19 protein-coding genes are annotated in these 26,977 nt (G+C 34.0%); 9 read left to right on the top strand and 10 right to left on the bottom strand.

The annotated features are described in order from the left end of the window. Positions 1-21: 21 nt before the first annotated feature. The 3 genes from APR43_RS02135 to APR43_RS02125 form a co-directional block, all read right to left on the bottom strand. Positions 22-3,198, bottom strand: a complete 3,177-nt coding sequence (locus tag APR43_RS02135) for an SIR2 family protein (protein ID WP_053471386.1) — start codon at positions 3,196-3,198, stop codon at positions 22-24. 93 nt (positions 3,199-3,291) lie between these two features. Beyond that, the gene (locus APR43_RS02130) at positions 3,292-3,741 is read right to left on the bottom strand and encodes a hypothetical protein (protein WP_053471385.1); all 450 of its coding nucleotides are present in this window, start codon (positions 3,739-3,741) and stop codon (positions 3,292-3,294) included. 148 nt (positions 3,742-3,889) lie between these two features. Further along, positions 3,890-5,563 carry a DUF262 domain-containing protein gene (locus APR43_RS02125; RefSeq protein WP_053471384.1) on the bottom strand — a complete coding sequence of 558 codons (1,674 nt, stop codon included), beginning with the start codon at positions 5,561-5,563 and terminating at the stop codon, positions 3,890-3,892. 536 nt (positions 5,564-6,099) lie between these two features. Between APR43_RS02125 and yhhA the strand changes: the two genes are divergently transcribed. The 4 genes from yhhA to APR43_RS02110 are packed head-to-tail and all read left to right on the top strand — an operon-like array spanning position 6,100 to position 8,854. Further along, positions 6,100-6,294, top strand: a complete 195-nt coding sequence (gene yhhA, locus APR43_RS24380) for a YhhA family cyclophane-containing RiPP (protein ID WP_053471383.1) — start codon at positions 6,100-6,102, stop codon at positions 6,292-6,294. Beyond that, positions 6,284-7,429, top strand: a complete 1,146-nt coding sequence (gene yhhB, locus APR43_RS02120; protein ID WP_053471382.1) for a cyclophane-forming radical SAM/SPASM peptide maturase YhhB — start codon at positions 6,284-6,286, stop codon at positions 7,427-7,429. Before yhhA ends, yhhB begins: the two co-directional genes overlap by 11 nt. Then, positions 7,422-8,009: a cyclophane-containing peptide 2OG-Fe(II) oxygenase YhhC gene (gene yhhC, locus APR43_RS02115; protein WP_053471381.1), complete on the top strand. Its 588-nt coding sequence runs from the start codon at positions 7,422-7,424 to the stop codon at positions 8,007-8,009. The genes yhhB and yhhC overlap by 8 nt, the downstream gene beginning before the upstream one ends. 2 nt (positions 8,010-8,011) lie before the next feature. Further along, positions 8,012-8,854 carry an aKG-HExxH-type peptide beta-hydroxylase gene (locus APR43_RS02110; protein ID WP_053471380.1) on the top strand — a complete coding sequence of 281 codons (843 nt, stop codon included), beginning with the start codon at positions 8,012-8,014 and terminating at the stop codon, positions 8,852-8,854. Here APR43_RS02110 and APR43_RS02105 read toward each other — a convergent pair. From APR43_RS02105 to APR43_RS02095, 3 genes are all read right to left on the bottom strand, one after another. Then, positions 8,808-9,569 (bottom strand): hypothetical protein, encoded by a 762-nt coding sequence (locus tag APR43_RS02105; protein ID WP_053471379.1) that lies wholly within the window; start codon positions 9,567-9,569, stop codon positions 8,808-8,810. The two genes, APR43_RS02110 and APR43_RS02105, sit on opposite strands and share 47 nt — an antisense overlap. Beyond that, positions 9,553-11,088, bottom strand: a complete 1,536-nt coding sequence (locus APR43_RS02100) for an AAA family ATPase (RefSeq protein WP_053471378.1) — start codon at positions 11,086-11,088, stop codon at positions 9,553-9,555. The genes APR43_RS02105 and APR43_RS02100 overlap by 17 nt, the downstream gene beginning before the upstream one ends. Positions 11,089-11,357: 269 nt before the next feature. Continuing rightward, complete coding sequence (locus APR43_RS02095) at positions 11,358-11,621, bottom strand: helix-turn-helix domain-containing protein (protein WP_053471377.1); 264 nt, start codon at positions 11,619-11,621, stop codon at positions 11,358-11,360. A gap of 956 nt (positions 11,622-12,577) precedes the next feature. On the opposite strand from APR43_RS02095, the gene APR43_RS02090 reads away from it, so the two are divergent. From APR43_RS02090 to APR43_RS02080, 3 genes are read left to right on the top strand one after another with little or no spacing between them, the layout of a single operon-like run. Continuing rightward, complete coding sequence (locus APR43_RS02090; RefSeq protein ID WP_053471376.1) at positions 12,578-15,598, top strand: SusC/RagA family TonB-linked outer membrane protein; 3,021 nt, start codon at positions 12,578-12,580, stop codon at positions 15,596-15,598. 10 nt (positions 15,599-15,608) lie between these two features. After that, on the top strand, positions 15,609-17,012 hold the full coding sequence (locus APR43_RS02085; RefSeq protein ID WP_240514912.1) for a RagB/SusD family nutrient uptake outer membrane protein: 1,404 nt from the start codon (positions 15,609-15,611) through the stop codon (positions 17,010-17,012). 31 nt (positions 17,013-17,043) lie between these two features. Then, entirely contained in the window at positions 17,044-19,695 is a 2,652-nt protein-coding gene (locus APR43_RS02080) for an alpha/beta hydrolase family protein (protein WP_082356401.1), read from the top strand. 71 nt (positions 19,696-19,766) lie between these two features. Here APR43_RS02080 and APR43_RS02075 read toward each other — a convergent pair whose 3' ends face one another. From APR43_RS02075 to APR43_RS02060, 4 genes are all read right to left on the bottom strand, one after another. Next, complete coding sequence (locus tag APR43_RS02075; RefSeq protein ID WP_053471374.1) at positions 19,767-20,042, bottom strand: DUF6520 family protein; 276 nt, start codon at positions 20,040-20,042, stop codon at positions 19,767-19,769. A 91-nt stretch (positions 20,043-20,133) separates the two neighbouring features. After that, a complete protein-coding gene (locus APR43_RS02070) occupies positions 20,134-21,666 on the bottom strand; it encodes a MauE/DoxX family redox-associated membrane protein (RefSeq protein WP_053471373.1) in 1,533 nt (510 codons plus the stop codon). A gap of 80 nt (positions 21,667-21,746) precedes the next feature. Beyond that, positions 21,747-22,691, bottom strand: coding sequence for a helix-turn-helix domain-containing protein (locus APR43_RS02065; RefSeq protein WP_082356400.1), 945 nt, complete (start codon positions 22,689-22,691; stop codon positions 21,747-21,749). Between the two features lie 43 nt (positions 22,692-22,734). After that, a complete protein-coding gene (locus APR43_RS02060; RefSeq protein ID WP_053471371.1) occupies positions 22,735-23,118 on the bottom strand; it encodes an STAS/SEC14 domain-containing protein in 384 nt (127 codons plus the stop codon). A 252-nt stretch (positions 23,119-23,370) separates the two neighbouring features. On the opposite strand from APR43_RS02060, the gene APR43_RS02055 reads away from it, so the two are divergent. Both APR43_RS02055 and APR43_RS02050 read left to right on the top strand, forming a co-directional pair. Further along, positions 23,371-25,797: an aminotransferase class I/II-fold pyridoxal phosphate-dependent enzyme gene (locus APR43_RS02055; protein WP_053471370.1), complete on the top strand. Its 2,427-nt coding sequence runs from the start codon at positions 23,371-23,373 to the stop codon at positions 25,795-25,797. A gap of 104 nt (positions 25,798-25,901) precedes the next feature. Next, entirely contained in the window at positions 25,902-26,750 is an 849-nt protein-coding gene (locus APR43_RS02050; protein ID WP_371079491.1) for an RteC domain-containing protein, read from the top strand. Positions 26,751-26,977: the final 227 nt, after the last annotated feature.

Genomic DNA, 26,977 nt, shown 5'->3' with positions numbered 1-26,977 from the left:
TATAACAAACATTTTAAGATTCTAAATAAACAGCCTATAGTCATATGTTTTACCCTCAAATCTTGCAAGTAATTTTCCAATACGAGCAATCTGATTCGACGAATTAATAGTAGCTGGCAATTTCGAATATAAATCAAACGAATTCCAATTCATTTTTGTTAGTCCTAAAATCTCAATTGCAATCGTGTTCAAATCTGATTCTCCGTAATGTCTTGTAATTTTGATAGGTGCCGGAATACTCCTTCCCCCTAAGTAATATTTATGAATTGGATTTTTGACAGAAGGCACAATTCCATGAGTCCATAATAGGGCTTCATATTTATTTGTAATTATACACGTTCCTCTCGATATTGGAAATTTATCTATACTTAGTAAACCATTAAACACATTCATTGATAAAAAACGAGCTTCAGTTTCGTAGTTAATTTCTATTAAATCAATTTTTGTGATACCTGCCATATTTAGACTACCAGTAATCCCCTTAATCTCATCATTTGTGAATTTTGTCCTTTTATGTATTACAACTCTTTCAGGCAATCTATCTAATGAATTATAGAAAAGTTCTCTAATTGAAACTCCAAATTGAAATGCATCATTATAAGACATAAACGGATTTGATTGTTTATCTAAAATATAATTATCAACTTTTGATAATTTATATTTTAACCCTTGACCATTGGAGTCGTAAATATGACTACAACCGATTACAACTTCAGTATCATTTGAATTCTTTTTAATACTATAACCGATTCCTGCATATGCCGTATTCTTTTCTGGATTGTTTAAAACCCATGGTGTTCTTAATGATTTTACATAAAAAGATAATGATAACCACCAATATACTTGACACTTTAATCTATCACTTAAGGTTTCCTCTCTAATTAATTGGGTAGAAACACCTTTAGAAGCTGAAAAAGCTTTTATATAATCATGCAAATCAAAATCCTCTCCGTTTTCTTGAAAACTTTCAAATGCCTGCCATTCCTTTGGTATGAAAATTACAATTGTATGTTGACTCTGAATATTAATAATTTGCTCAATTTTTGAGGTTATTAGTCTCGCCACAATGATTGCATTTTCACTATCACTCTTATTAGATTTCTCTAATTCAATATTTATCCATTTATCGGCATCTTCATAATAGGGAATATTTATTGGGAGGTTATATGCCGAAGCAAAACCAGGATATTCAATCAAAAAATCTGGATTTATATTATCCGTAGGTTGTTTTAGATTTAGTTGATTTAAAAAATCATACAAATTTTTTGAATAATTTTTACCACAAATGACAGCCAGATTGACCTCATTAGAATAAACAATTCCATTCAAGTTATTATCATAAGGTCGATTATTTGTCAGAGCACGCATAGGATGATAATCTTTAGTATGAGAATTTGACAAACTATTTTGAAATATTAATTGAGGTTCCAAATATTGAACACCCCTAAACTGAGTTAATTTATTATTATAATCAGAAGGTTTATAAACTCTATAATTAGGATCTAAAACCATTATCTCAGCAAAGGCAGTATTTCTAGAAATTTGAAATTCAAAACCAGTTCCTGAGTTTAATGGATATTCGAATTTTAGGTTTTTATAATTAAACAAAATTGTATTCCAATATTCTAAAATTTCATCAAATTTATCGTTACGTAATTTCTCTAAAATTTCTTTACTAATTCGTTGTTTTACCTCCTTTGAAATTTCATTTTCACTTGTTATATGTATCGAAGGGCTAAAAGATATATAACCAAATTTAGAACTCTTATCAAAATAAAACGACAGATATATTGCCTTATGTATTTTTTTATCTCCAGATGAATTATCACTATTTATAAGCCAAATCTTATCTTTTAAATTTGAATCAAATATTCCATAACTTAAAAAATGCTTAATAACGGTTTGAATCATTAAAGACCTAAATGAACTAACATTATCAATATCAAACTTTGAAATAGGAACTCTTCTAATTTCACTTTTTAATACATTTTTAAACACACTTGATATACCAGATAATGTGCCTAGCGCATAAACTTTTCTTTTAAAAGGTATTGCACAGATATCAGTATTATTAGTTTTATCCTTTAAAAATGACCAAGGTTTATTATCTCCGAATTCCACTTCAAATTGAAATATTTCTTTTGGAAACACAATAGCATGTAAATTACTTTTTAAATATTTATCGGTTCTGGTTATAGACTGGCTAAATTCAATTTTAGATAATTCCTCATTATTAGCCAATTTTAAAATAGAATTAAGTGATTCTAATGATATTGAATTATCTTCTAATGCAGATTTTGATAAATCAATGAGAGTTTTATCAAATCCATCAGTTGATATATAAAATGCTTCTCGTCCCGTGGTTCGTACATTTCTTATAAGTTCCTCAACTTCTTTATTAATCTTATCCCCATAACCACACCAATAAAGTCTTCCTGTTCCTTGTTTAGTGAATGCATCATTTAAAGATTTCATTAAAGATTTATCCCTACCGCTATATCCAATCACAATTAGATTTTTATCAACATGATAATTTCCAAGATGCTCAGAAAAATTACTATCTTGAGAATCCAGTTCTTTCTCTGTATTTTTAAGTGTGCTGTATTTATAATCACCATGGAGCGCAATTGAAAGAAGCTCTCTTTTACTTTGGTTGCGAAAGAGTCTATCAACATTATCTAAGGTAATCTCAATTGGAGTTAAATTACTTTGAAAAGCTGTTCTAACTGTAAGTCCATCAAAATTTGTTGTCCAAACTGATTTAATTATGTCATTTTTAGCAAGTAAACATAATGCTTTATAACCTATATAAGGTTCCTTATTTTCAAATAGACTGTGAAAATATTTTCTTCGATCATCAGCTATTGGATAAGCCATTTGCGCATAAAAACTGTATTCTTCAGAAGAATCCAAAACTGGATAGATACCTTCATTATCTAACCATTTCTGGATACTAGTTCGAACAGATTCATTTTTATGACTCTTATAAAATTCTGAAGCATTTAAATGTTTTGATAAATATATATCTTTTTTCCATTCCCAAATACAATCATATGCAGACTGAATACCTGAAGTAATTGACGCTCCTGCACCTAACAAAAATGAATGAGGTGTATCAACATTCCGCTTAAATGATCTTAAAAATGCGTCATAACTTAGAAAAAGACTTGCTTCATCTTCAATTGTTTTTTTTATCATAACATAAATAAGTTTATTTAAAATAATCAGGATTTACCATCTTTATAAATGCTTGGATTCTTTGGTAGAATCCATAATATTAGTAATAATTACTTAGAAAGAACTGAGATAATTTTCAAGATGTTTTAGCGAATTCTTATACTCATCATAATTATCTCTTATATATTTATTTGAAATATAAACAGTTCTTTCATTTTTAGAAATTTTATGTTCACTTACTTCTGCTAATTTCAAAGAAGGAATAATCCAAAAATCAGGCGTTGATGTTAAATCTTCAATTTTTCCATGATAGCAAACCAAAGCATAAATAAGATTTGGCGCAACTTCAAATTTACCTAAATTATTAATTAACCAATCATTTCTTTTATTAACACCTTTAACTTCAACGATACACATTGATCCTTTTAAAGTCTTTACAATTACATCAACCCCTTTTTTATTTCCTAAAGATAAATATGCTTCTTTTCCAGCGCGGCACATCAAGCTCATAACAAAATATTCAGATGCTAAGTTTGTATTATAATTATTATCTGAATTTCTCATTATTATTTACTTATATATATTGGGATGCAATCTTTTACTTATTGATTTATTTACTTTTATCAAATAATGCTTTAATCTGTGGTAGATCCAATTACGCTTTGATAAAGTTATCTTGTGTCATTTTTTTTGGTTTTTTAGTTGTTCTTTTTTATGCTAAGCCGAACTGCTCTTTTATAAAATTTTTCAATATTGCCTCTCTATTGTTTATATACAGCTTTACACTGACTAAATCCTGCCAATTGCAGTTAATATTGTCTAATTCGTTTTGAGACATAATAGGTGCTGCTTGATAAGCATTCATTTTGTCCTCAGTATTTCTGCTGCCTTTGCTTGAATTAGATGCCTTACAGTCAATTACTAAATTACCTATATTGTGTAAATAGTTCTCTTCAAAGTCAATGTCAAATTGTAGACCTTTCGCTTTTTGAGCGGTAATATGTTCGATGTTTAATTTCTCTCTTTCATTCTCTGTGAAATATTCATTATAACCAAGTAAGGGGAAACCTTTCTTTTGTCTTAAACTATTTTCATAGCTAAACAATATAAATTTTAAAATATTATTTCCCAATGATTGATAAATATATTTACTAGTAAGGGTTTCTTTAGCTCTTTCATTAATGTTCCACCAATTATCAACAGTAATTGTTTTTGTTAAGTTTACAATGTCTGAAAGGGTGTTGTTTCGAAGTGAATTATTTATTTGACTTTCTGCATTACTCCTAAGTCCTATCAATGAAGCTCTAAAAGTAAAGCTATTGATATTTTTAAGTAAATCGTCAAACAGGTGTTTATCATCTTTTCTTACTCTCATTAAAATAGGGTAAAATGGAGCAATTCTTCCGATCATAAAAAGTTTACTTAGTTCAAAATTAACTGGTTTCAATTGTTGAATTTCAACAAAAATTTCAAAACTTTCTTTTAGTTTAATAGCATAATCTGTAATAGTCTTTATAACCATTTCAGAAGGTTCTGTTTTCATTAAGTATTGAACTTTTGTTTTGATATATTTCTTGGCATCTTCGTCTGAACCTTCAAAAGCTATCGTATGATAACGAAGAATATCTTTCTCATTAAGTTCATTTTGTTCTATCAAACGATAAATTTCACCAAAACTACTTTGAATATTTTTTATTAATTGATTCGGATTTTTGGACACTAGTCCAATATTATACATCAAAAAACTTTTGATTGCTTCTAAGTCTGTAAGTTGTTTTCCTCTATCGTTTAAAAGTTCAAATATTTGAGTTGCAGAATTTATTTCTTCAACTACATAAAGTAAAACATCTGCTTCTGTTGATGTTTGATATATTTTTTCTAAAATTTCAATTTCTAAATTATTAAGTTCCTCTGTGAAAAATATTTTTGATTCAAGTAATAATGATTGGGAAGGTGTATTGGTTTTTATTTTGTCTAATGCATAATCCGATAAGATATAATTATGTAAAAAAGATGTGTCTTCATTGGATAATTCTAGCTTGTAAACATCTTCATCTTTTATAAAAATCCTTTGAGTTCTTTGAGAAACTAATAAGGAGTTTTTTTCAACCAATTTTTTTAAAAGTGCCTGAATAAAAATTATAAAAGTTGTTAATCGCTGCTGTCCATCGACTATATCAATTACTGTAAATTCATCACGTGTTCCATTGATATGAAATAAGAAAGATCCTAAGAAATATTTTCTGTCTTTATATTGGTTAACAAGGTCGGTAAGGAATTCTTGTAAGTTTTCTTTGTTCCAGGAATAGGAACGTTGATAAATTGGAACGTTAAAAATTCGAGTCCCGTCAAAAATTGTTTTTACTGTTGATTTCCCTGTTTGCATTATCTCTATTTGTGTTTCTCTTTGTTACAATACCGGTAACTATTCTATTCTTATAAAATGTTCTAACTCATTTATTTTCAAAAGCGTTATGGATTGATCAATATTTAATTCCAAACATACAAAACCACTTTTGCTTTATTTTACGGTTTTCCGTAACAGCATCTTTTTTTAGTTGGCAAATTAATCTTTTTGATAGATAAGAGAATAAATACCTGTTTTTTATTATAATTTTGGAAATTTGTAATCACTCCCATAAACTACTCTAGAATGTTGATTCTAAATCTTTTTTTATATTTAATTTATAGTTTTTTTTATTTCTATTTCTTATTTTAAAAGAATAAACTTTAAAATAAAAAAACACAAGTCAAACAACTGAAAAACAAAGCATTAAAACATAAAAAAACAAAAAAAAATATCTAAAAACTCTTATTTAATTTAAATACAAAACAAATACAATTCATTGAATATCAATACATTATCTTTTATTTATTTTATCGCTATTTTTTTATATATCTTTGCTTAATAAAATCGATACTATGGAACATATTAATCATTCAGATTTAGAGGGTGTAGCAATTGAAGTTGCGGCACAAACAGAAGAAATTATTGTTGACGCACACCAAATGCCAAACTCAGTTTTACAAAGGTTAATGGAGGAAGTAAAGAATGACACTGCAAACAACATGTTTGCTTACGATCGTGCCCATAACCGCCACAACCGTGGAAGATAAAAATATCATTGAAGGTCTTGATACTGTTCTTGTAAAAGTAGCTAGTAGATGCAATATTAATTGCAGTTATTGCTATGTTTATAATATGGGTGATGATAATTGGAAAAATTTATCAAAATTCATGTGTGACGAAACAATTGATGCCCTATGTGAATCACTTAAAGAGTTAGTAGAAAACCAAAAAAAGTGTTTCAGTGTTGTTTTGCATGGTGGAGAACCTTTTTTACTTGGAACCAAAAAACTATCGCATTTACTAGAAAATTTGCGAAAAGTTCTTCCTGTACATTATCCAATCAGTATACAGACGAATGGAATTTTAATTTCTAATGCAATTTTAGATATTTGTTCTCAATATAGTGCAAGTGTTGCTGTAAGCATTGACGGTCCGGAACATGTTCATAATAAATACAGAGTCGATCATAAAGAATCCGGAACATTTAATGAAGTTTTAAAGGGTTTTGATATATTAGTAAACCATCCTAATTCTCAATTTTTGAATGCCGGATTATTAGCAGTTATAGATCCTCTTTCGAGTGCGTCAGAGGTTTATAATTTTTTCAAAACGCTATCAGCTCCAAGTGTTGATTTTCTCTATAAAGATGGTAATCATTCTAAGTTACCTCTTAACAAATTATCCCAAGATTCAACTGAATATGGTGAATGGATGGTTGAATTGCTTCAAACTTATTTAGCTGATTCAAATCCTATTCAGATAAGAGTTTTGGATGATATGCTAAAAGTATTGCTTGGAGGAGTCGTTACAAAAGAAGGTTTGGGTATTACTGATTTTGCCATTGTTATTATTGATACAGATGGTACAATCATGAAAAACGATACCTTAAAAAGTACTTTTAATGGTGCCGACAAATTTCTAGATAGTTTTAATATTAAACAGATAAAATTAGGTGACTTTTTAAAATCGGATGAGTTTGATGCTTATCGCAAAATGCAAAGGCCAACTAATTCTAAATGCTTAAGTTGCCCTGAACTTCACATTTGTGGTGGTGGAATGATTCTAAATCGATGGAGTAATGAAAATGGTTTTGATAACCCTTCTGTTTATTGTTCTGATCAACTTTTTTTAATTAAAAATTTGCGTGAAACTGTCGCGCAATTTACCAAAGCATATGCATAATCAAGAAAATTTAAATCTTTCTTCAGCAGTAGCTCAAGAAATACCTTTTCCACATTTTTCTGCAACATCGGTTCTTAATAATCAATTAGAAGTAAAAATATATGAGTGGTTTCAATTAACAGCAGATTGGAATTTAGTTGAAACAGATTTTTATGAACAGTATGAATTTAGTTTATTGAATGTAAAGCTGCCAGAAGATTTAAAATGCATAATTGAACGAGATTTTTTAAATAATATTGAAAATCAATTTACTAAATCATTTAACGTAAAAGGATTTGAACTTGTTGATGTGGTAGCACATAAATTAGTAAACTCTCAACATATTGGTGTACATAATGATTTTATTAATGATGAAGAAACTCACAGACTAGTACTTCATATTAATCCGGAATGGAAAGAAGAACACGGAGGTTATTTACTTTTATTCAATTCCTCTGATTCAAAAGATATGGCGAAAGTAGTTAGCCCAATTAATAATTCTGCTTTTGGATTTGAAATCTCAAGAAAATCACATCATGCTGTTTCTAAAATTTATGATTTTAAAAGGTTCACAATCGTTTATACTTTTAAACATCTATAAAATTGGATATACAAACAATTATACAAGATTATCTTAAGCAGCCTTTACCGGTGTGGGAAAATGAGATTACGCAACTACTTGTTGAACATAAATGGGAAGAATTAGCTTTACAATCTAACATAACTCCAAATACATACACTATTGCGGAATGCGTTATAAAGGATAAAAGTGTTACTGAGACCAATCTACCCTTGTCTGACAGTAATTATGATATAAAAATTGCAGTACCATCTGATGATTTAAAAGGATTTTATAAAAAACATGGTATAAAACCAATCGAAATTAGCATCGATAAGCCTGAGAATGAATTTAATAAAATTATCACAGCGCTACAGGTATTTCAAAAAATTGAGCCAATACAATGTTTTATTTTGAAGATTGTAAAATCTGCACAATTAATCAAAGCAGAATACTCTGATACAGATATTAGCTATAGTCATCCCGAAATTCCCTTTTCAATTTTCTTTTCCGTATGCGAAGAAATTTCAATTATATCAGATCTACGTGTTGCCGAATCAATATTACATGAGGCAATGCATCTTAAACTAACTCTTATTGAAAACATAGTCCCATTAATTATACCAAACGCAAGAGGTGTTTATTTTTCTCCTTGGCGAGATGAACCAAGACCTGCTCGAGGAGTACTACATGGATTATTTGTTTTTAAAGCTTTATTAGATTTTTTTGAAGATTTAATTAAAACTAACATATCAGAAAAAAAATACATTCAATTACGAATTAACCAAATAAAAAAAGATTTATTCCAATTAAAGGATTTTGTTAAATGTGGCGATCTAACTATAGATGGGGCCATCCTAATAACAAATCTATTGCCATCGAACTAAATTCTGCCTGTGGTTTAATAGCATCCCTCAAAGGTTGAATCATATCCTGAACGGCAGGAGTTGTAATGTTAACACCCTCGGCAACTAGTAAATCGATTGAAGATTTCAATGCGTTTAAAATAACATATTTAGTACGCCTAGCTTCATCAATCTCAGGATTCCGTAAATCTAATAGCTTGATATTTTTAAGGCCACGTTTAGTGACTCCTGATATTTCTTCATTTACAAACCTTATATGAAGTCGTGGATCTTCCGTTCCGGGGTCGATTAGTACAGAGCTTTCTACTTTATTTTCAAGATGACTCCTGTTACGAGTGATATTTCCTGATAAAGGAAAAAAATTACGCTTATAACTTGTATTTGTTTTTCCTTTTGCAAGAAAAAGATTTGTCCATTCATAAGCAAGCCAGTAATAACCTGGGTACGAGAAAGCACCTCTTGGCCATTTGTCTACTCTGCCCTTTGGACGAAAATGTTCGACATGAAAAAAATCATTAACGAACTTTGCTTCACAAAAACAACATTTATTATGTTGAATATCTTTAAGTTCTTTTTTAACATCTTCAGACTTATATGCATCTGTAAAACTAAAAGTTCTACTACCTTTTCTATAATCCCTTGTATGAATTAAGTAATCAGCTTTCATAGCGTTATGTAGTGCAGTTCCTGCCACAACAAGTGATGCAGGCGCTGCTCCTTTAATTATCTGAATCATTTATCATACCTTTTTCTTTTAATAATTTAGCAGCATTTCTAATTTGATCTATAATTTTTTGGTCCTCTTCATTTTCAATCACTGGAATACTAGAAAGTTCATTATTTAACTCTGACAATCTAGATTTGTCAGACTGTGATTGAACATCTTTATCTAAAATGTCGCGCCTATCATTTAAATCCTTTTCAATTTCGAAACTTCTCTCGCTTTGTAATCCAAATAATTCGCTTGTTGCAATTTGTCCAATCCTCCATCCCTTAACCACGTATGGATCGTTTTCAATTACAATTTCTGCACCTCTCCTACTTACAACACATAAATTTTCTAGTTCAGCTGATTGTGCCATAAATGGACTATGTGCTGTACAAATAAATTGTGTCTTTGGAAAATGGCTGATTAAAAAGCTTTTCAAACTTCTCTGCCAAACAGGATGCAAATGCAAATCAATTTCATCTATTATAACGACAGCGGGTTCATGTAAAGGATTTAAACTATCGGGATTGAGCCATAACATTCTAATAGCTAAATCAACTGCCCAAGAAAGCATTGTCTGATAGCCTAAGCTTATATTAAATAACGATATAAGTCCATGATCAGTTTGAATTTCAACGATTTTTTCATTCTTTAATCCATCTTTATTAATAGGTGGATTTATAATTATTGATTTTGCATTTTTGACATCAGGCAAAAGATCTGCAAGCAATTTTTTTAACGTGTCAAGTAATTTTTTAGATGAAAATTTCTTGTCTTTTGGATTTTTTACTTTTTTATTTTCTAGCTCTTCTTTAATTGCAGCGTAATCTAAATATGCCAAAACCTGCTCAGGATCATATAGTTCTCCAAAATCAGATAGCAAATTAAATGTTGGATCTGTCAATTCTCGTTTCTCAAAATTTTTATGCACTAAATGTCGACTAGCTCCATATGCAAAAAGATTGGGTGTATTAAATTCTAATATTTCTGATGAACCTGGCTCTACAACCTCCAATTTGCCACTAATTCGTTCAAAATCCATTGAAATAGAAAGTACTTCTGCGGGTATTTGATTTAATTGATATCCATTTGAAAATGATGCAAAAAGCTGGGTTTTAATATTCTCACCTTTGCGTAATATCTTATTGTAAACCTCCACATCATAACTTAAATCATCCATTGCCGGCTTAATTTTAACTGATAGCTCTGAAGGATTCAATATTTCCTCTTTCGAAATACCAGTAATCTTTGATATTTTTTCAATCTCATACTTATGGTCGTGCAATAATTTTGCAATTCTTAGTTGTTCAGTGTATTCGTGCTTAGGTGGCGCCGGAACAGGAACCATCCACGCTAAACATTTTAACAATGTAGTTTTACCTACCCCATTATCCCCCAAAATAAGAGTCCATTGCGCTATACTACCGTCATTATTTAATAAACTTAAAATTTGTTCATTTTCTCCAAATGACTTCACATTCTTAATTTTTAATGATGTAAAATACATTGGCAATGATCTTTTGTCCTTTGTTTCTTGCTGTGGCATTTTTTAATTTTTATTGAAAATAAAAAAAATAAATATTTTAATTACTATCTGATTAATACTACATATTTACTGCCTACCAATAATTGGATTAATTCTGTCACGCAAATTTAACTCAAATATAGGTCTACACAAGGTTTGGGATTAAATTAAGCCATTATTCGGATTATCTTGTTTTTTAAAATACTCAATTATACTCGTAATTATTATAGCTATTAAATTTATTACTGTACCAATTTGTAGGATTTACGGAAAAAACATATATATCTTGACTAATTATTTTTTTTACCTGCATACTTCTTAGCAAACTCTTCATAAGTTTCTGACGTTTCATCTTTCCAATTAGTAGGTTCTATCAAACTATGTATGTTTATACGTAAAAGTTTCGCTATTTGATAAAACTCCTCAAGGTTTGGTTGTCTTTTATTGTTACGCCATAAAGATATAGTAGATTCTGATTTTCCTAAATATATAGCAATTACTCGGTTCTTAATTTTCTGATCGTCAAAGACTTTTTTTAATCTATTTAATTTCATTCTTAAAAATTTTAATAAAAAGTTTTGCGTTTAACGTAAAACTTTTATACATTTGTATTTATAATTTTGCGACATTAAATTTTAATTAAGTCTAATAAGACTTCATTGATGATGTCTCTCATGAAAGAAAACCGCTAAAAATTCCACATGAGAAGACATGAGTTCGCCATTATCTATTAGATTTTACTATTTTTGTATAATATCTAATAGGGCGAGCTTCATGTAAATCTTTGTGGACTACAATTTCGATTGTAGGGTTCTTAGCGGTACCTCTTTCAAAGTTTTGAAGTTCGCCTTATTGTTTCTCTTCATTACTTTTCTGAAAGACATCGTTCAACTATCATAAAATAAATAATTGATGAGAACGAATTACTTAAAACCCTTTATTGTCAGACCCCCTTAATCAAGGTCAACTTTTTTGTTTCCCCATTAAAACACACAGTGGAGATCTACATCATTTAGTTTGCTCTCGTAAGAGAGACGATTTTGTAAGCCATCTTAATAATAACTATACTACAGAAAACTATAAATTGCAGTAATTAGACCCCGTAACTACTCTCGTTTATGCTTAGAATGACCAGATAAAATCTTTAAACTCGCACTTTAAAAGTATATCCTTTATTTCTATTTCACAACTGAAAGTTTAAAATGTTTTCTAAAAATTTTACAAGGAAACCGTTTCATCACATTTGCTAGCTATCAAATAAAATCTGATGGGTTCTTTTAAATTTGATGTAAAATATACACTCTTACTAGGCTGCAACTAAGGAAACGGCAGTGTGCCTTCCCAAACATTGACTAAACTAAAATGCGTATGGAATAAACTACTTGAAGCCAAAATTGAAAGTTCAACATTTTACTTCAAGATAAAATAAAAGGCCCTCTAACTCTTCTTGGCTGTTGAATAGAGGGCCACAGCTAATAAAACCAAAGTTTCATTTAACCAAACCAAAAATATGAATAATTTTTCATTATTAACTGGTGGGAGAGGTTGTTATTGCCTAATATTTCTAGGCTTTCTTCTATCTTTTTCACCTCTGCTTGCCAAAAGTTACTATCGGCAAAACAATTTATTTTTCCAACAGCATAAGATTCAAGGAACTATCACTGACGGCTCTAATCCCCTACCTGGTGTAACCATTGCTATCAAAAACAAAAGAAACAGCGAGGTTATTTCCGACTATAGCGGTCAGTTCTCTCTCACCTGCTCTTCTAATGACACACTTGTAGTATCTTATATAGGCTTTAAAACTGCGCTTGTTCCCATTCAGGGACGCTCAGTTCTAAACATTGTACTATCTGATGACACCACGACTCTGCAAGAGGTTAAGGTTAACGCAGGATATTATTCCATAAAAGAAAGCGAACGGACAGGAAGTATTGCTAGAATCACCTCCAAGGATATCGAAACACAGCCTGTAACTAATGTACTTGCTACCATGCAGGGGCGTATGGCGGGAGTTAATGTCACCCAAACCACAGGAACACCCGGCGGAGGATTTGAAATCCAGATAAGGGGGCAGAACAGCATCCGTCCGGAAGCGAATGCTCCCCTTTATATTATAGACGGTGTTCCCTATGCATCGGACGCCATCGGTTACTCGCAGACCTCAACAATTTTCCCAACTACAACAAGTCCTTTAAACAGTATCAATCCCGATGCTATAGAAAGTATCGAAATCTTAAAAGATGCCGATGCAACTGCCATTTATGGCTCGCGTGGTGCTAACGGAGTAGTGCTTATTACCACTAAAAAAGGGAAAGAGGGAAAAACAAAATTCACTATCAATGCTTCCACTGGAGCCGGAACGGTAACCAAATTCATGAACCTGATGAACACCGAGCAGTATCTTGCCATGCGACGGCAGGCCTTTGCCAATGATAAAATAACTAGCTATCCGGCAAACGCCTACGATGTCAACGGCACATGGGACCAAAACCGCTATACTGACTGGCAGAAGGAACTCATTGGCGGCACCTCCGTCATGAATGATCTCCGTGGAAGTATTAGCGGGGGATCTGAATATACTCAGTTTCTTTTTAGCGGGAACTACCATAGCGAGACAACAGTATTTCCAGGTACTTTTAATTACAAAAAAGGCGCTTCAAATTTCAATCTTAATCATAAGTCCACGGACGGTAAATTTCGTATGGTGTTCTCCGCTGGCTATACAATTCAAAACAATGACCAGCCCGCAGGTGACTTCACTACAGAAGCCCGTAACCTTGCCCCTAATGCTCCTGCCTTGTATAATGCAGACGGAAATCTAAACTGGGAAAATGGAACATGGGATAATCCCCTTCGAAACCTTTACGCTAAATATTTATCCAAAACAAAAGATCTGCTTGCAAATACAGTCCTATCTTACGAAATACTGCCAGATTTGGTATTAAAAAGCAGTTTTGGTTACACCGATCTACAACATACAGAGACAAGGATTACTCCTTCTACCATTTATAACCCTTCGTACGGATATACCAGTGCCAACTCAATTTTATACCGAAACAACACTACACGAAATTCATGGATTATTGAACCCCAAGTCAACTGGGAAAAGGAATTTGGCGGCGGAAGATTTGGAATTCTTTTAGGAGGAACTTTTCAAAACCAGAATACAGGACGTTTGATCCAGTCCGGAACCGGATTCAGCTCCAACAGTCTTATCTATGACCTCGCTTCGGCAACTACCCGATCCGTACAGGTAAACGATGAAAACCTGTATAAGTATCAGGCATTTTTTGGCAGAATTAATTACAACTGGCAAGACCGCTATATTGTAAACCTGACCGCAAGACGGGATGGATCTAGCCGCTTTGGTCCCGGCAACCAGTTTGCTGAATTTGGTGCAGTTGGAGCTGCGTGGCTGTTCTCTAATGAAAGCATCCTAAAAAGCAGTTCGTGGCTTAGTTTTGGAAAACTTCGCACCAGTTATGGAACAACTGGTAATGACCAGATTGGGGATTATCAATTTTTAGATACCTACACTTCGTCGGGTGTTAACTATCAGAGTATCGCAGGGCTTCAGCCTTCGCGTTTATTTAATCCTGATTTTGGATGGGAGATTAATAAAAAACTGGAAGTGGCTTTGGAACTGGGATTTTTTGCAGACCGAATATTTGTAACCGGAGCCTGGTACCGAAACCGTTCCTCCAATCAGCTTGTAGGTATTCCATTGCCTGGGACTACAGGATTTACACAATTGCAGGCTAATCTGAACGCCACTGTAGAAAACACAGGATTGGAGCTTACACTGCGTACGGTCAATTTTTCCCGAAAAAGTTTTAAATGGTCAAGCAATTTTAACCTTAGTATTTCCCAAAATAAACTTATTAGCTTTCCGAATTTGAAGAGCTCAACCTATAAGGATAAATACCGAATCGGCGAACCGCTCAATATTCAATTGTCATACCAATATTTGGGTGTTGATCCCGTAACAGGAATCTATCAGTTTGCAGATGCTAATGGAGATGGTTTACTGTCATCTCCAGATGATAAACAGACGATTGTAAATCTGAATCCTGATTATTTTGGGGGTTTGCAAAATCAACTGACTTATAAAAACTGGAGAATCGATTTTCTTTTTCAGTTTGTAAAACAACGCAACAGGAGTTTTGGCAGCATCCCGGGCCTTATGTATAATCAACCAGAAAGAATGGTCAATAGCTGGCAACAACAGGGGGATAATGCTGTTTATCAGGTTTATACCACAGGTTACAACTCAGCAGCTATAGCTGCCCAGTCACGCTACAGCACCAGTGATGCAGGTATTGTGGACGCCTCTTACATCAGACTTAAAAATGTATCAGTCAGCTATAACCTTCCTTTGAGATTGCAAGAAGTACAATGTAGTATTACTCTTCAGGGACAGAACCTGCTGACTTTTACTTCCTACGAAGATGGCGATCCTGAATTTAAGAACAGCGGTTATCTGCCTCCCCTTAAAATAATTACAGGTGGTGTACAATTAACTTTTTAATAATCCTGCTATGAAAACAATATATCCAAAGATTACAACCCAAATGCAGATGTTTTCTGCAATAGTATGTTTAAGCATTTCCTTATTGGTTATTTCCTGCGATTCTTTTGTAGAAGTTGAATTACCAAAATCACAACTGACCAAAACTGCTGTATTTAAAGACTACACAACAGCCAACGCTGCAATGTCCGATATATTTTCAAAAATCAGGGACAAAGGTGTATTGACAGGAACGCAGTTTGGTGTGACGAATTATTTAGGCAACTACACCGATGAGCTTACTTTTTATGGATCACCTACCAATTCTACCCTGCCGTTTTATAACAACACAGTATTACCTTCCAACAGTACTGTAACACTATTCTGGAACAATTCATACAATCAGATTTATGCCGCAAATGCCGTACTCGAAGGTCTTCAAGAATCATCGCTAAGTACGCAGGAAAAAGCACAACTGGAAGGCGAAGCCTTATTTGTAAGAGGGTTGTTACATTTTTATCTGCTTCAGCTCTTTGGTGATGTTCCCTATATTACCAGTACGGATTACAAGGCAAACAGCATTACTTCCCGCATGCCTGAGCAAGAGGTTTATAAAAATATAATTAATGATTTAAGTACCTCTGCCGGTTTACTCTCAGCCACTTATTCCAGTACAGAAAGGGTACGTCCTAATGCTTTTGCCGCTAAGGCAATGATCGCAAGGATATATTTATACAGAGAGGACTGGGAGAACGCTTCAAAAATAGCGACAGAGATTATAAACAATAACTCCTTGTATGTTTTTGAGGACAATCCTGACAAAGTATTTTTGAAAGGCTCAACAGAAACAATCTGGCAGTTTATGCCTTCCGTTGCTGGTAAAAACACCGATGAAGGAGTTCTTTTTACTTTTGTTTCCGGACCACCTTCTCTAATTGCTCTTAGTCCCTCACTGATTAATTCCTTTGCCTTTAATGACCTGAGAAAAACACGCTGGACTAATGCCATAACTAATGCCTCCGGTACATGGTATCATGCTTCTAAATACAAGGAGTCAAAAGTTTCTGCGGCTTCAAAGGAGTACTCCATTGTACTGCGTCTTACAGAACAATATTTGATACGATCTGAAGCCAGGACACAGCTAAAAAACTATAGCGGTGCTAAAGAAGACCTGAATAAAATTCGAAAACGAGCCGGATTAAACGATATAACAGCCAATACAAAAGAAGAAATTCTAGATGCCATTATAGACGAAAGAAGAAAAGAACTTTTTACCGAATATGGACATCGTTTTTTTGATCTCAAACGAACTAATAAACTCGATGCTATATTATCGCCCATAAAACCTGGATGGAATACTACTGACCGTCTTTTGCCTATTCCCGAGAGTGAATTTATTGTCAATCCTAATTTAGGTTCTCAGAATCCGGGCTAACCAATTTCATTTCTCAAAAAAGTCATACCAAATGAAAACGCACTTTTGTACAAACATAAGATTACCACGCCGAAAGGCATCCTTTTTTTTAGTTTTAATTTTGCAATTAGTAGCCTGTCCCCTTTGGGGGCAGGAATTGCAGAAAAAAGCACTTACTGTTGCAGATTATGCAAAATGGGGAAATTTAAGGCTTGGTAAAGTAAATGTAAACGGGCAATGGATAAGTTATACCATGTCTTATGAAAATGGCCTTGATACGCTATTTGTAAAAAATACAAAATCATTACAAACATTTTCTTTTCCGTCAGCAAACAGGGAAGATTTTATAACTCCGGAATGGTTTGTCTGTCAGTCACCAACTGCATTGCATTTGAGGAACTTGAAAACAGGAATGCAGGAAATAATACCTCATGCCGGTCAATATCTTTACTCCGCTATAGCCAAGCGACTTCTGATCTTGATAGAAGAGAAAGGAAAGGAAAACACATTGATTCTTCGCCAACTTGATGGGAGAATCGAAAAAGAGATTGTTGGCGTTAATGAATTTATAGCAGACCCAACAAAGCAAATGATTCTTTACACAACTACAAAAAACAAACTCCACGAAATTAGTTTTATGGAGCTGGCAGGAGAAAAAAGAAATAAAAAATTATTGAGCGGGTCTGCTTCTTTTACCAATCTTGTTTGGCACTCCAAGGGAAAAGCACTGGCTTTCATTGAAAAAGCTGAAGACAAAAATGATTTTATCAATACTCTTTTTTACTATAACATGAATAATAGTAGGTTATACAGTCCAAATCCTTTAGAGTTTAGAAATTCATTCTTAGGAGATTCGCTTTTTGTTTCAACGACAAGTTATAAGTTAAAAATTTCTGATGATTTACAAAAAGTTTTTTTTGCCGTACAGCAAAAAGCAAAATCAAAAAAGCAATTACCTTCTGATGTACAGTTATGGAATGGAAATGCCAAGTGGATTTATCCCATGGAAGAAAAACAGAACAAAAAAACTAACCTTGCGCTATGGTGCCCTAGTGCTGATAACTATCAGTTTATTTCCAATGACACGCTGCCGAAATTTATGCTGACTGGCGATCAGAATTATGCACTAATATCCAATCCAAAACAATATGAACCACAATATGATTATGAAGGCAAGAGGGATTTTTATCTCGTTGATTTGTCTACCGGTAAAAGCAGTTTGCTCTTAAAAAATCATTCAGGTCACTTTTCCCATACTATTCCTTCTCCAGAAGGAAAATATATTGCCTATTTTAAAGAGGAAAATTGGTGGATTTATAATATTGCCAATAAAACGCATACCAATATTACCAAAAATATTGGTTCATCTTTTGCTAGTGACGAAAATCAGCACCAGCATAAAAATAATTATCCGGATCTGGGCTGGACATTATTAGATAAGGAAATACTATTATGTGATGCCTATGACATCTGGGCGATACGACCCGATGGCTCTTCTGCCCGCAGGTTAACACATGGAAAGGAAACCAAAACTCAATTTCGTCTGGCAGGATATTCCATCAAACCTGTAAGCAAAATAAATTATAGCGGAAGAATCCATGATCCAATCGACCTAAATAAAGGATTATTGCTAGAGAGCACTAATATTAAAGGGCATTTTAGTTACTATAAATGGTTACCGAAATCCATGAAAACGCTAATATTTTCTAACAATTCACGTCTGGATCAGCTGACTGAATCAGAGATGGGAAATGTTTTTGTATACAGTGAAGAACGCTATGACCTTGCTCCTAGACTGATACTTTACAATCGGTTGGGCAAAGAGTCAAAAGTACTTTTTCAAAGCAATTCTCATCAACAAAATTTTTATTGGGGAAAATCAGAATTGATTCATTATAAAAATGCGAAAGGAGATTCTTTACAAGGGCTCTTATATTATCCTTCCCATTATGACAGCCAAAAAAAATATCCAATGATCGTTTATATTTACGAAAAACTTTCTCAGGATCTTCTACATAAATATATCAATCCCTCGCAGTTCTCAGGTGATGCCGGTTTTAATATTTCAAACTTCTCCACTCAGGGATATTTTGTACTCGCGGCCGATATATCTTACGAACTTGGAAATCCTGGATTATCCGCAGTGGACTGTGTTGTCTCAGCAACGAAAGAAGTGATTTCTAAAGGAGTTGTATTACCCAATAAAATCGGACTTACGGGCCACTCATTTGGAGGATATGAAACTTTTTTTATCATCACTCAAACCAATATCTTTGCTGCTGCTATAGCTGGAAGTGGCGCAACAGACCTGACCAGTTTTTACCTTACCTTGGGATGGGATACAGGAAGACCCGATATGTGGCGATTTGAGAGCCAACAGTGGCGCATGGGAAAATCTTTTTTTGAAGATAAGGAAGGTTATGATAGAAACTCACCTGTTGTCCATGCTAAGAATATTACCACACCACTTTTATCATGGACCGGTGATCAGGACAAACAGGTAAACTGGAATCAAAGCATCGAATTTTATCTCGCATTGAGACGGCTTGGAAAGAAACATATACTTTTACTATATCCCAATGAAGGACATGTCCTTTCTAGCAGTAAGAATAAAAAAGATCTCTCTATGCGATTTCAAGAGTGGTTTGATTACCATTTAAAAGATACTATACCTACAGGATGGATCAGAGCAGGATTAGAGTAACAACTTGTATTAAAACCAAAGCAGCTCTCCAAGAGCTGCTTTGCACTTTTTTAATATCATTATTAATAAATTTACGGACGATACAATTGTTGAGCACAGGTTGTTTCACTGTCTGGATCCAATGCTTTTGCTTCTGGTCCTGATGGATAAAAAAGACGACATGTATCGTCTCCACTATCACTACATTCCACTTCAACACTACAAGGATCGCCTGGTATGGAAACATAACCAATTACAGGAGCAATATCCGCTTTGGCACTTTGCATAGATGTGGTTCCAAAGGCACCTACGATTCCCAATACAACAACTGCAAAGGGAGTCATTTTTTTTAAAATTAATGGTTTCATAATACTATAATTTAAAGATTAAGGTGATCTACTTTTTTCTACAGGTGTTCGATCTGATTCCTGATACTTGCGCAAGTATATTTTAAGTGCATCAAAGACTTTTTTTTGATACATTTTTTAATTCATTTTTTAGTTTATCGTTTAACTGATACATTACTAATTTGGTATCGATAAGGGCATATACATAGGTTGGTGTAACTATAAAATTTCGAATCTTTCTTTTACCAATATCATAAATGTGAAAACTGAATAGATATACTTTTCTATTAATATCATATACATCTATAACCGAAGACTGTTCCCACATTTTTTTCTTCTCAAATCGACCGGGAACATTTGAATGTACAAAAAGAAGATGTCCACAAATACCACTGTCTGCATTGACACCTAAAGCTGGTTTTGCCATTGTCTGTTCTGTTTTGTTTTTGAGATATGCGACTTTTATTTGCGCCTTTGATACCGTATCGATCGTGTTTCCACGATAATCTAATATTCCATCTTTATCTGCTACTATGTATTCGTTCCTGTAGGTATAGATATAAACGATTCGCTTCATTTCTGCACTATAATGAAGCATTCCATCAGTATCAAAAACTCCATCTATTTGTTTTTGCAACAAGCTCGGGGCTAATTTTATCTTAGATTCCTTTCCTGATTCAAAAAATCCTAAAATATTAGTACTGCTAGTCTTACTGATACCTCTAAAAACAAACGAATTACTGTCAATTGGCATAGCTATATTAAAGTATGGAAGTTTTGTATTTTGTAGTTTCGCTACCCAAGAAGTAGTTTTTCCTTTAAAAATTGCTGGGCTCCTACCGTCTAAGATGTAGAAATATGGTGGTTGAACACGTATTTTGAGTGACTTAAAGGAAAAACTGTCGCGATCTATTTTTACTCTTATTTTTTGTTGCTGTAAAAGGGAATCAATAGACAGTAGATAAAAAGGAACTGTTGAATTTCCAAGATATACATTGCCTTCGCCTGAACCCGCAAAGTAATACGAATTATATTTTAGATCGATAGTTTGTTTCAAAGTAACAGGCTGGTGTGGATAACGTCTGATAAAAGGATTTTGACGGTGCATAATTTGCTCAGATGAAAGAAATAAAATAATAACAATTACCGTACTTACTAATAGTCCTAAAAATAATTGGAAAGGATAAAACAATTTCCATTTATTATTTCTTTCCTGAATTAGACTATGATTTAACCATAGTGCAATTCCGCCTATCATTACAAAGAAAATATTGAATAAGAGATGCTGCTGCCAACTCATCTTCTCCAAAATCCCGCCACAGGAACAAGGAAGAAATGAACTGTAATTTAACATAATAAAAATATATGCAGTAAACATTACCATTAAACAAAATCCTGCATAAAGAGCTTTAATTCTAGTTTTTGGAAATAGAAGAAAAAATACAAGACTAAATTCTACTATTAATACAGTCCATGAAACCCATTGTGCGAAGGCACTTAATAAAGGAGATTGTGCTAATTGGACTTGAAATTTTTCAAAGTCAAGGCTTTTGTTCATGGCTGCGTAGACAAACAAAAGGATATAGAGTAGACAAATTATCTCTAATATAATTTTTTTAAATCCCGTTTTCACATTCAGTATCATAATTACTCGATTTGAATTCAATAATGTAAAATTCTGAATTCCAAACCCATAACACTTACACTATCGGGATCAAAAATTAATTATGAAGGATTAAAGTGATCCAATGGCAAAAAACCATCGGCTCTGCCTCTGCCGAGTTCTTTTGGAGGAAATCCAAACTGCTTCTTGAATGATTTAGAAAAATTAGGATAGCTGTTAAAACCGTTCATAAAGGAAATATTCTTCAGCGGAATATCGGTATGCTCTATCATAAGATAAGCTCTTTTTAGGCGCTGCTCTGTATAAAACTTGTAGACACTTGTATGGAAAAAATGCCTGAATGCATCTTTGAGTTTAAAATCATTTGTACCGAACTGTCTTGCCAGTTCCTTAATAGATGGTAATGGCTCCGTCAAATTCGCCAGTACATAATCATAAACCCGCTGTATAAGGCGCGCATCGGTTTGTTTGAAATTAGAATGCCGGTTTAAATTAATTTCAAATGATTCCGAAGCAGCTTCATTAACCTTGAGAAAGGGAGCCACAAAACTAAGTACGGTAAACTTACCATCCGATAATCTCGATACGGAACACTCGGCAGTTACAATCAGCTTTTTGAGTGTTATAAAATTCAGTGTAATGATTTCACCCGATAAAAGCATTTCTTCCAGTTCTTTTCTCTGAATGTCAGACATACTGCTGAAGTCATCGCTTAAGAAATCCTGTATTGGTCGTCTGAGCATTTCTGCTGCATTATAACCCAAAATTTCCAAGGCACCCTGATTTACATTTTTTATGGAATGGTTTTCATCTAAAATAAAAGTTGCAGGTGTTACCATCCTGTGTGTAATATAGGGATTCACAAAACCGGAATGAAAGGCAGACTCTTTAAGTTCTTCGGCGACCATGTTTACCAGAACCACCAGAGTTTCAATTTCGTCGTCATAACTGCTAAGGGGGATATGACCATTGAAGTTACCCCGTGCTATCTCAAATAACATCTTGTGCATGGATATTAGCCGCTGGCGATTGTGGGGTCTCTTCATCGGTCCTGATTTTATTTATATTTCTGCCTGGTTAGATCTGTTTCTATAGAAATCCTTTAAGATAATCCAATGCTTCCTGCTCAATGGTAAATATTCGGGTAGGTACAGATGGTTTGTTTATTTCCAGATAAAAAGTGCTCATTGTCATTGAAACGTTTTCACTGCCAACCAATGCGACAGCTTTTGCAAGCAGAGATCCGGATTTAGCCAGGTAGTCTCTGGCTGCTTTGTCAATTGATGCTATTCCCCTGATATCACAGAAGACAGGAAGAAGTCTCTCATTTTGAAATGCAATCCTGTCAGCTACAACACGCATAGCCACTTCTAAATCAATTGCAGTATTAGGTTTATATTCGAAAAAAAGAATTCCCTTCTCAATCCAAAACCTCGCATTTCGATTCTCATAAGATTCATGTGCCGCAATCATGTCCTATCAGTTTTTAAATAAAGGGTTGTAATTTAACAAAAATATAAAGATTAAGAAACATTCTAATTGTCAATTGTGGATTATTTCTTGCAAAACACACCAATTTGTTGTTATATCGGGAATTACCCTTGTCAAATTGGGAGTAAAATATCTGTCAATAAAAGTACTTTCAATTTTTATAAGGAATTTTAGATGTCTGTTTTTCAGATATTTAAAAAATAATAATTCTAAAACTTAAAAATCTTATAAAAAATGGCAAAAATAAAGCACAATAATTTTATTGATACCGTTGACACCGTCTTTTCAAATGCAAAAGAAAAAGGCATATTACATCTTTACGCAGAAGGTGAATATCTCAATGGGCGAAGCATAAAAATTAACGGAAAGCAAATGCTCCATTTCGGAACTACAGGATATCTTGGATTGGAACAGGACACAAGGCTAAAAGAGGCAGCAATAAGCGCCATAAATAATTATGGCACGCAGTTCCCGCTTTCCAAAACTTATCTTTCCCATCCCTTATATGCTGAACTGGAAAGCAAGATTGAACAGATGTACAATACACCGCCAATTATAACTAAGAACAGTACCCTTGGACATATGGCAATCATCCCAACCCTGATAAGAGATGAAGATGCAGTAATTATTGATCATCAGGCGCATTGGAGTGTCCAGAATGCTTGTCAGGTTTTGAAGCTTAGAGGAATACCAGTGGAGATGATACGCCATAATAACCTAGAAATGCTTGAAGATAAAATTCGAACTCTAACTGGCAAATCGGGTAAAATCTGGTACATGGCAGATGGTGTTTATTCTATGTACGGCGATTATGCGCCAGTACAGGATTTGTTGAACCTTGCCAGAAAGTATACACAACTTCACCTCTACTTTGATGATGTTCATGGTATGAGCTGGAAAGGAAAAAATGGGACAGGTTTTATCTTTGACGCAATTGGAACGCTGGAAGAAAACATTGTGGTTGTCAGCACGCTGAGCAAAACATTTGGCGCCAGCGGCGCAACCTTTTTCTGCAGCGATCGCAAATTACGTGAAAAGATTAAAACTTTTGGCGGTCCTCTTACCTTCTCTGCCCAGCTTGAACCGGCATCAGTAGCCGCTGCAATCGCATCATGCGATATCCATCTCTCTGCAGAAATCTATGAGTTCCAAACCGAGCTTGCAAAAAAAACAGCACATTTCAGTACGCTGCTTTCAAACAGCAGCCTGCCCCTAGTATCTGATAACGACTCCCCCGTTTTTTTTCTTGGAATGGGGACACCCGCCACTGCTTATAATTTTACCAAGCGCCTCTTCTCAGAGGGCTTTTATCTCAATCTTGGCATCTACCCGGCAGTACCCATAAAAAATACTGGAATCCGTATCACTATATCTGCGCATAATAAAATTGAAGATATAACAGATCTTGTACTTGCAATGAATTATCACTTTCACAAGGCAGTGGAAGAAACCGAAAGCAGCTACGAAAAGATAAGACAAGCTTTTAGAATGGATATCAAAACGAAACTCCCTGCTATAAAACAACAAGCTGAAATACTTCAGATCGAAGAGACAACAACAATTGCGAACATTGACAAGCAGGAATGGAACAAGTATCTGGGCGCTTGTAATATTTTGGATTGGGACGGAATGCAGTATCTTGAAAGTTCTTTTGCACAGAACGAAGATCCAGCCAATAAATGGAATTTCTTCTATTATACAATCCGCGACCAGAACAAGCAAGTTGTCTTAATGACTTATTGTACATTTGGGATCTGGAAAGATGATATGCTCGCGACTGAATCTGTATCAAGACACCTTGAAGAAATTCGAAAAACAAGCCCTATGCATATGACTTCCAAAGTACTGAGCACAGGCTCATTATTTACAGAGGGAACACACTGCTATATTGACAAGGATCATCCTCTGGCAGAGCAGTCAATGAGAATGCTCTTAAATAAGCTTGAGGAATCATATAATACACTATCGGCAGATATGCTCGTACTGCGTGATTTCGAGACTGGATTCCACTGGGATGAAATGATTAGAAATCAAGGTTATTTCAGGATCGACATGCCCGAATCCTGTGTTATTGAAAATAAAAAATGGTCTGCCGCAGAAAGTTATGGTTCCCTCCTTTCCACTCGTTCTCGTCAGCATTTCAACAGGGAAATACTTAAGTATGAAAAATTCTATGATGTAGAGATAAAAGGCTGTCTCAACCAAGAAGAACTAAACAGGTCCTACGAGCTATACTGCAATGTAAAGTACCGTAACCTGGCCATAAATACCTTTACATACAATAGACAAGTATTTGAAAACATGAACAGCTTTGCAAACTGGGAGTTCATAATTCTGACCCTGAAAAATGACCCTGAAAAGAATTTAGTTGGGATAATGTTCTGCTATAAAAATTCAGGAAATGTATATGTCCCTGAACTTATTGGCATGGACTATATTGCCGGCGAAGGCTTGAACTTGTATAGACAGCTTTTATACCAAACTATCAAAAGAGCACGAAAGCTTGAAATTGGACGAATCGATTTTGGAATATCGGCAAGTTTTGAGAAGAAAAAACTTGGTGCTTCTATAATACCGAAGGTTGCTTACGTACAGGCCAGAGATAACTATGCTATGGAGCTTATGCAGACACTGCAGAATGAAACCGGCATCCCGCGCTGATACAGCCACATTTTAATTCCGGCAAAAAAATGACGTCATAACTTATCCGGGCAGCAATGCCCCGGCTTTCCCTTGTTCAAATAAATCTAAATTCTGTTGCCATGATAAGAGCTACATGCGAGAACGCGCTTCAGGTTATTCGAAAAGCAGAACAGCAATTCAGCTTAGATCCTGAACTTATAATTGAAAAATCCTACCATATGACTACCGTACTTCGAAACCTGCTTGGTACGGTTAAAAAAAATGTTTTAGAAAAAGGATTCTCCGATGAAAATGAAGAGATTAATTTTTTTAAAAGTATTAAACCCCAAATACTTGGTAAATTAATATTCTATAATAAAGTTTTCCGAATTGAAGCATCCTGCCCAGTTGTAAGCGGTAAAATGCATCATAAATATTTTTCCAACGAGCTCAACCTTCTCAAGCAGGAATATAAGGAGCACTTTTATAACACTGATTTTTATAGGTACTACCGCACGGGAAGAACCGAATGGGATCATCATTTTTTTTGTCGGGGAAAAATCGACCTCCATGAAGGCGTTAACAGTTTTGTTTTTGAAATTGACACTCAATTTTCAACTTATTATGATTATAAGGTAGCCCGCATAATTGCCAACGAACTGCTTTACAGTTACCTTGCTTCAAAAATTGAACCCGATACTAAGCAGACCAGCATTTTTTCAGACGGAAATACAGCAAACAGAGACTTTTTCTGGACAGATTCAAAGAATGCCCTGATAGAATTAATTTATGCACTTCATGCATCGGGAAGCATTTCGCATGGAAAAGCCGGCATCCGCAAAATAAGTATGGTTTTCCAGCTGCTTTTCAGGATTCAGTTAGGCGATGTCCATCACGCCTTCCATAGGATGAAAGACAGGACTGACAGTAAAAGCATTTTTCTGGACCAGCTTAAATCATCACTTAAACAGCACATGGAAAAAGAGTTATAGTACCTATCTAAAAACATACAATTCATTTGCCAATGAGGGGCAATTGGCAACGATATTAACTATGGCTCATAACTAGTTGCCTCTGTTAACCTATCCCCGAAAATCAACGATTTATATACTTCCTATAATCGTTAAAATTTTCACAAAACCGCATTTTACATTGGCAGGCATTGGCGATGAAAAACTTTTGCCATTAGCAACTTTGCATCAGTAATGTAAAATAATCG

Origin of the sequence: Flavobacterium sp. NLM (assembly GCF_002210235.1) — a bacterium.
GTDB classification, from domain to species: Bacteria; Bacteroidota; Bacteroidia; order Flavobacteriales; family Flavobacteriaceae; genus Flavobacterium; species Flavobacterium panici.
The sequence above is the reverse complement of the archived record's forward strand: the minus strand, read 5'-3'. Positions and strand labels throughout refer to the sequence as shown.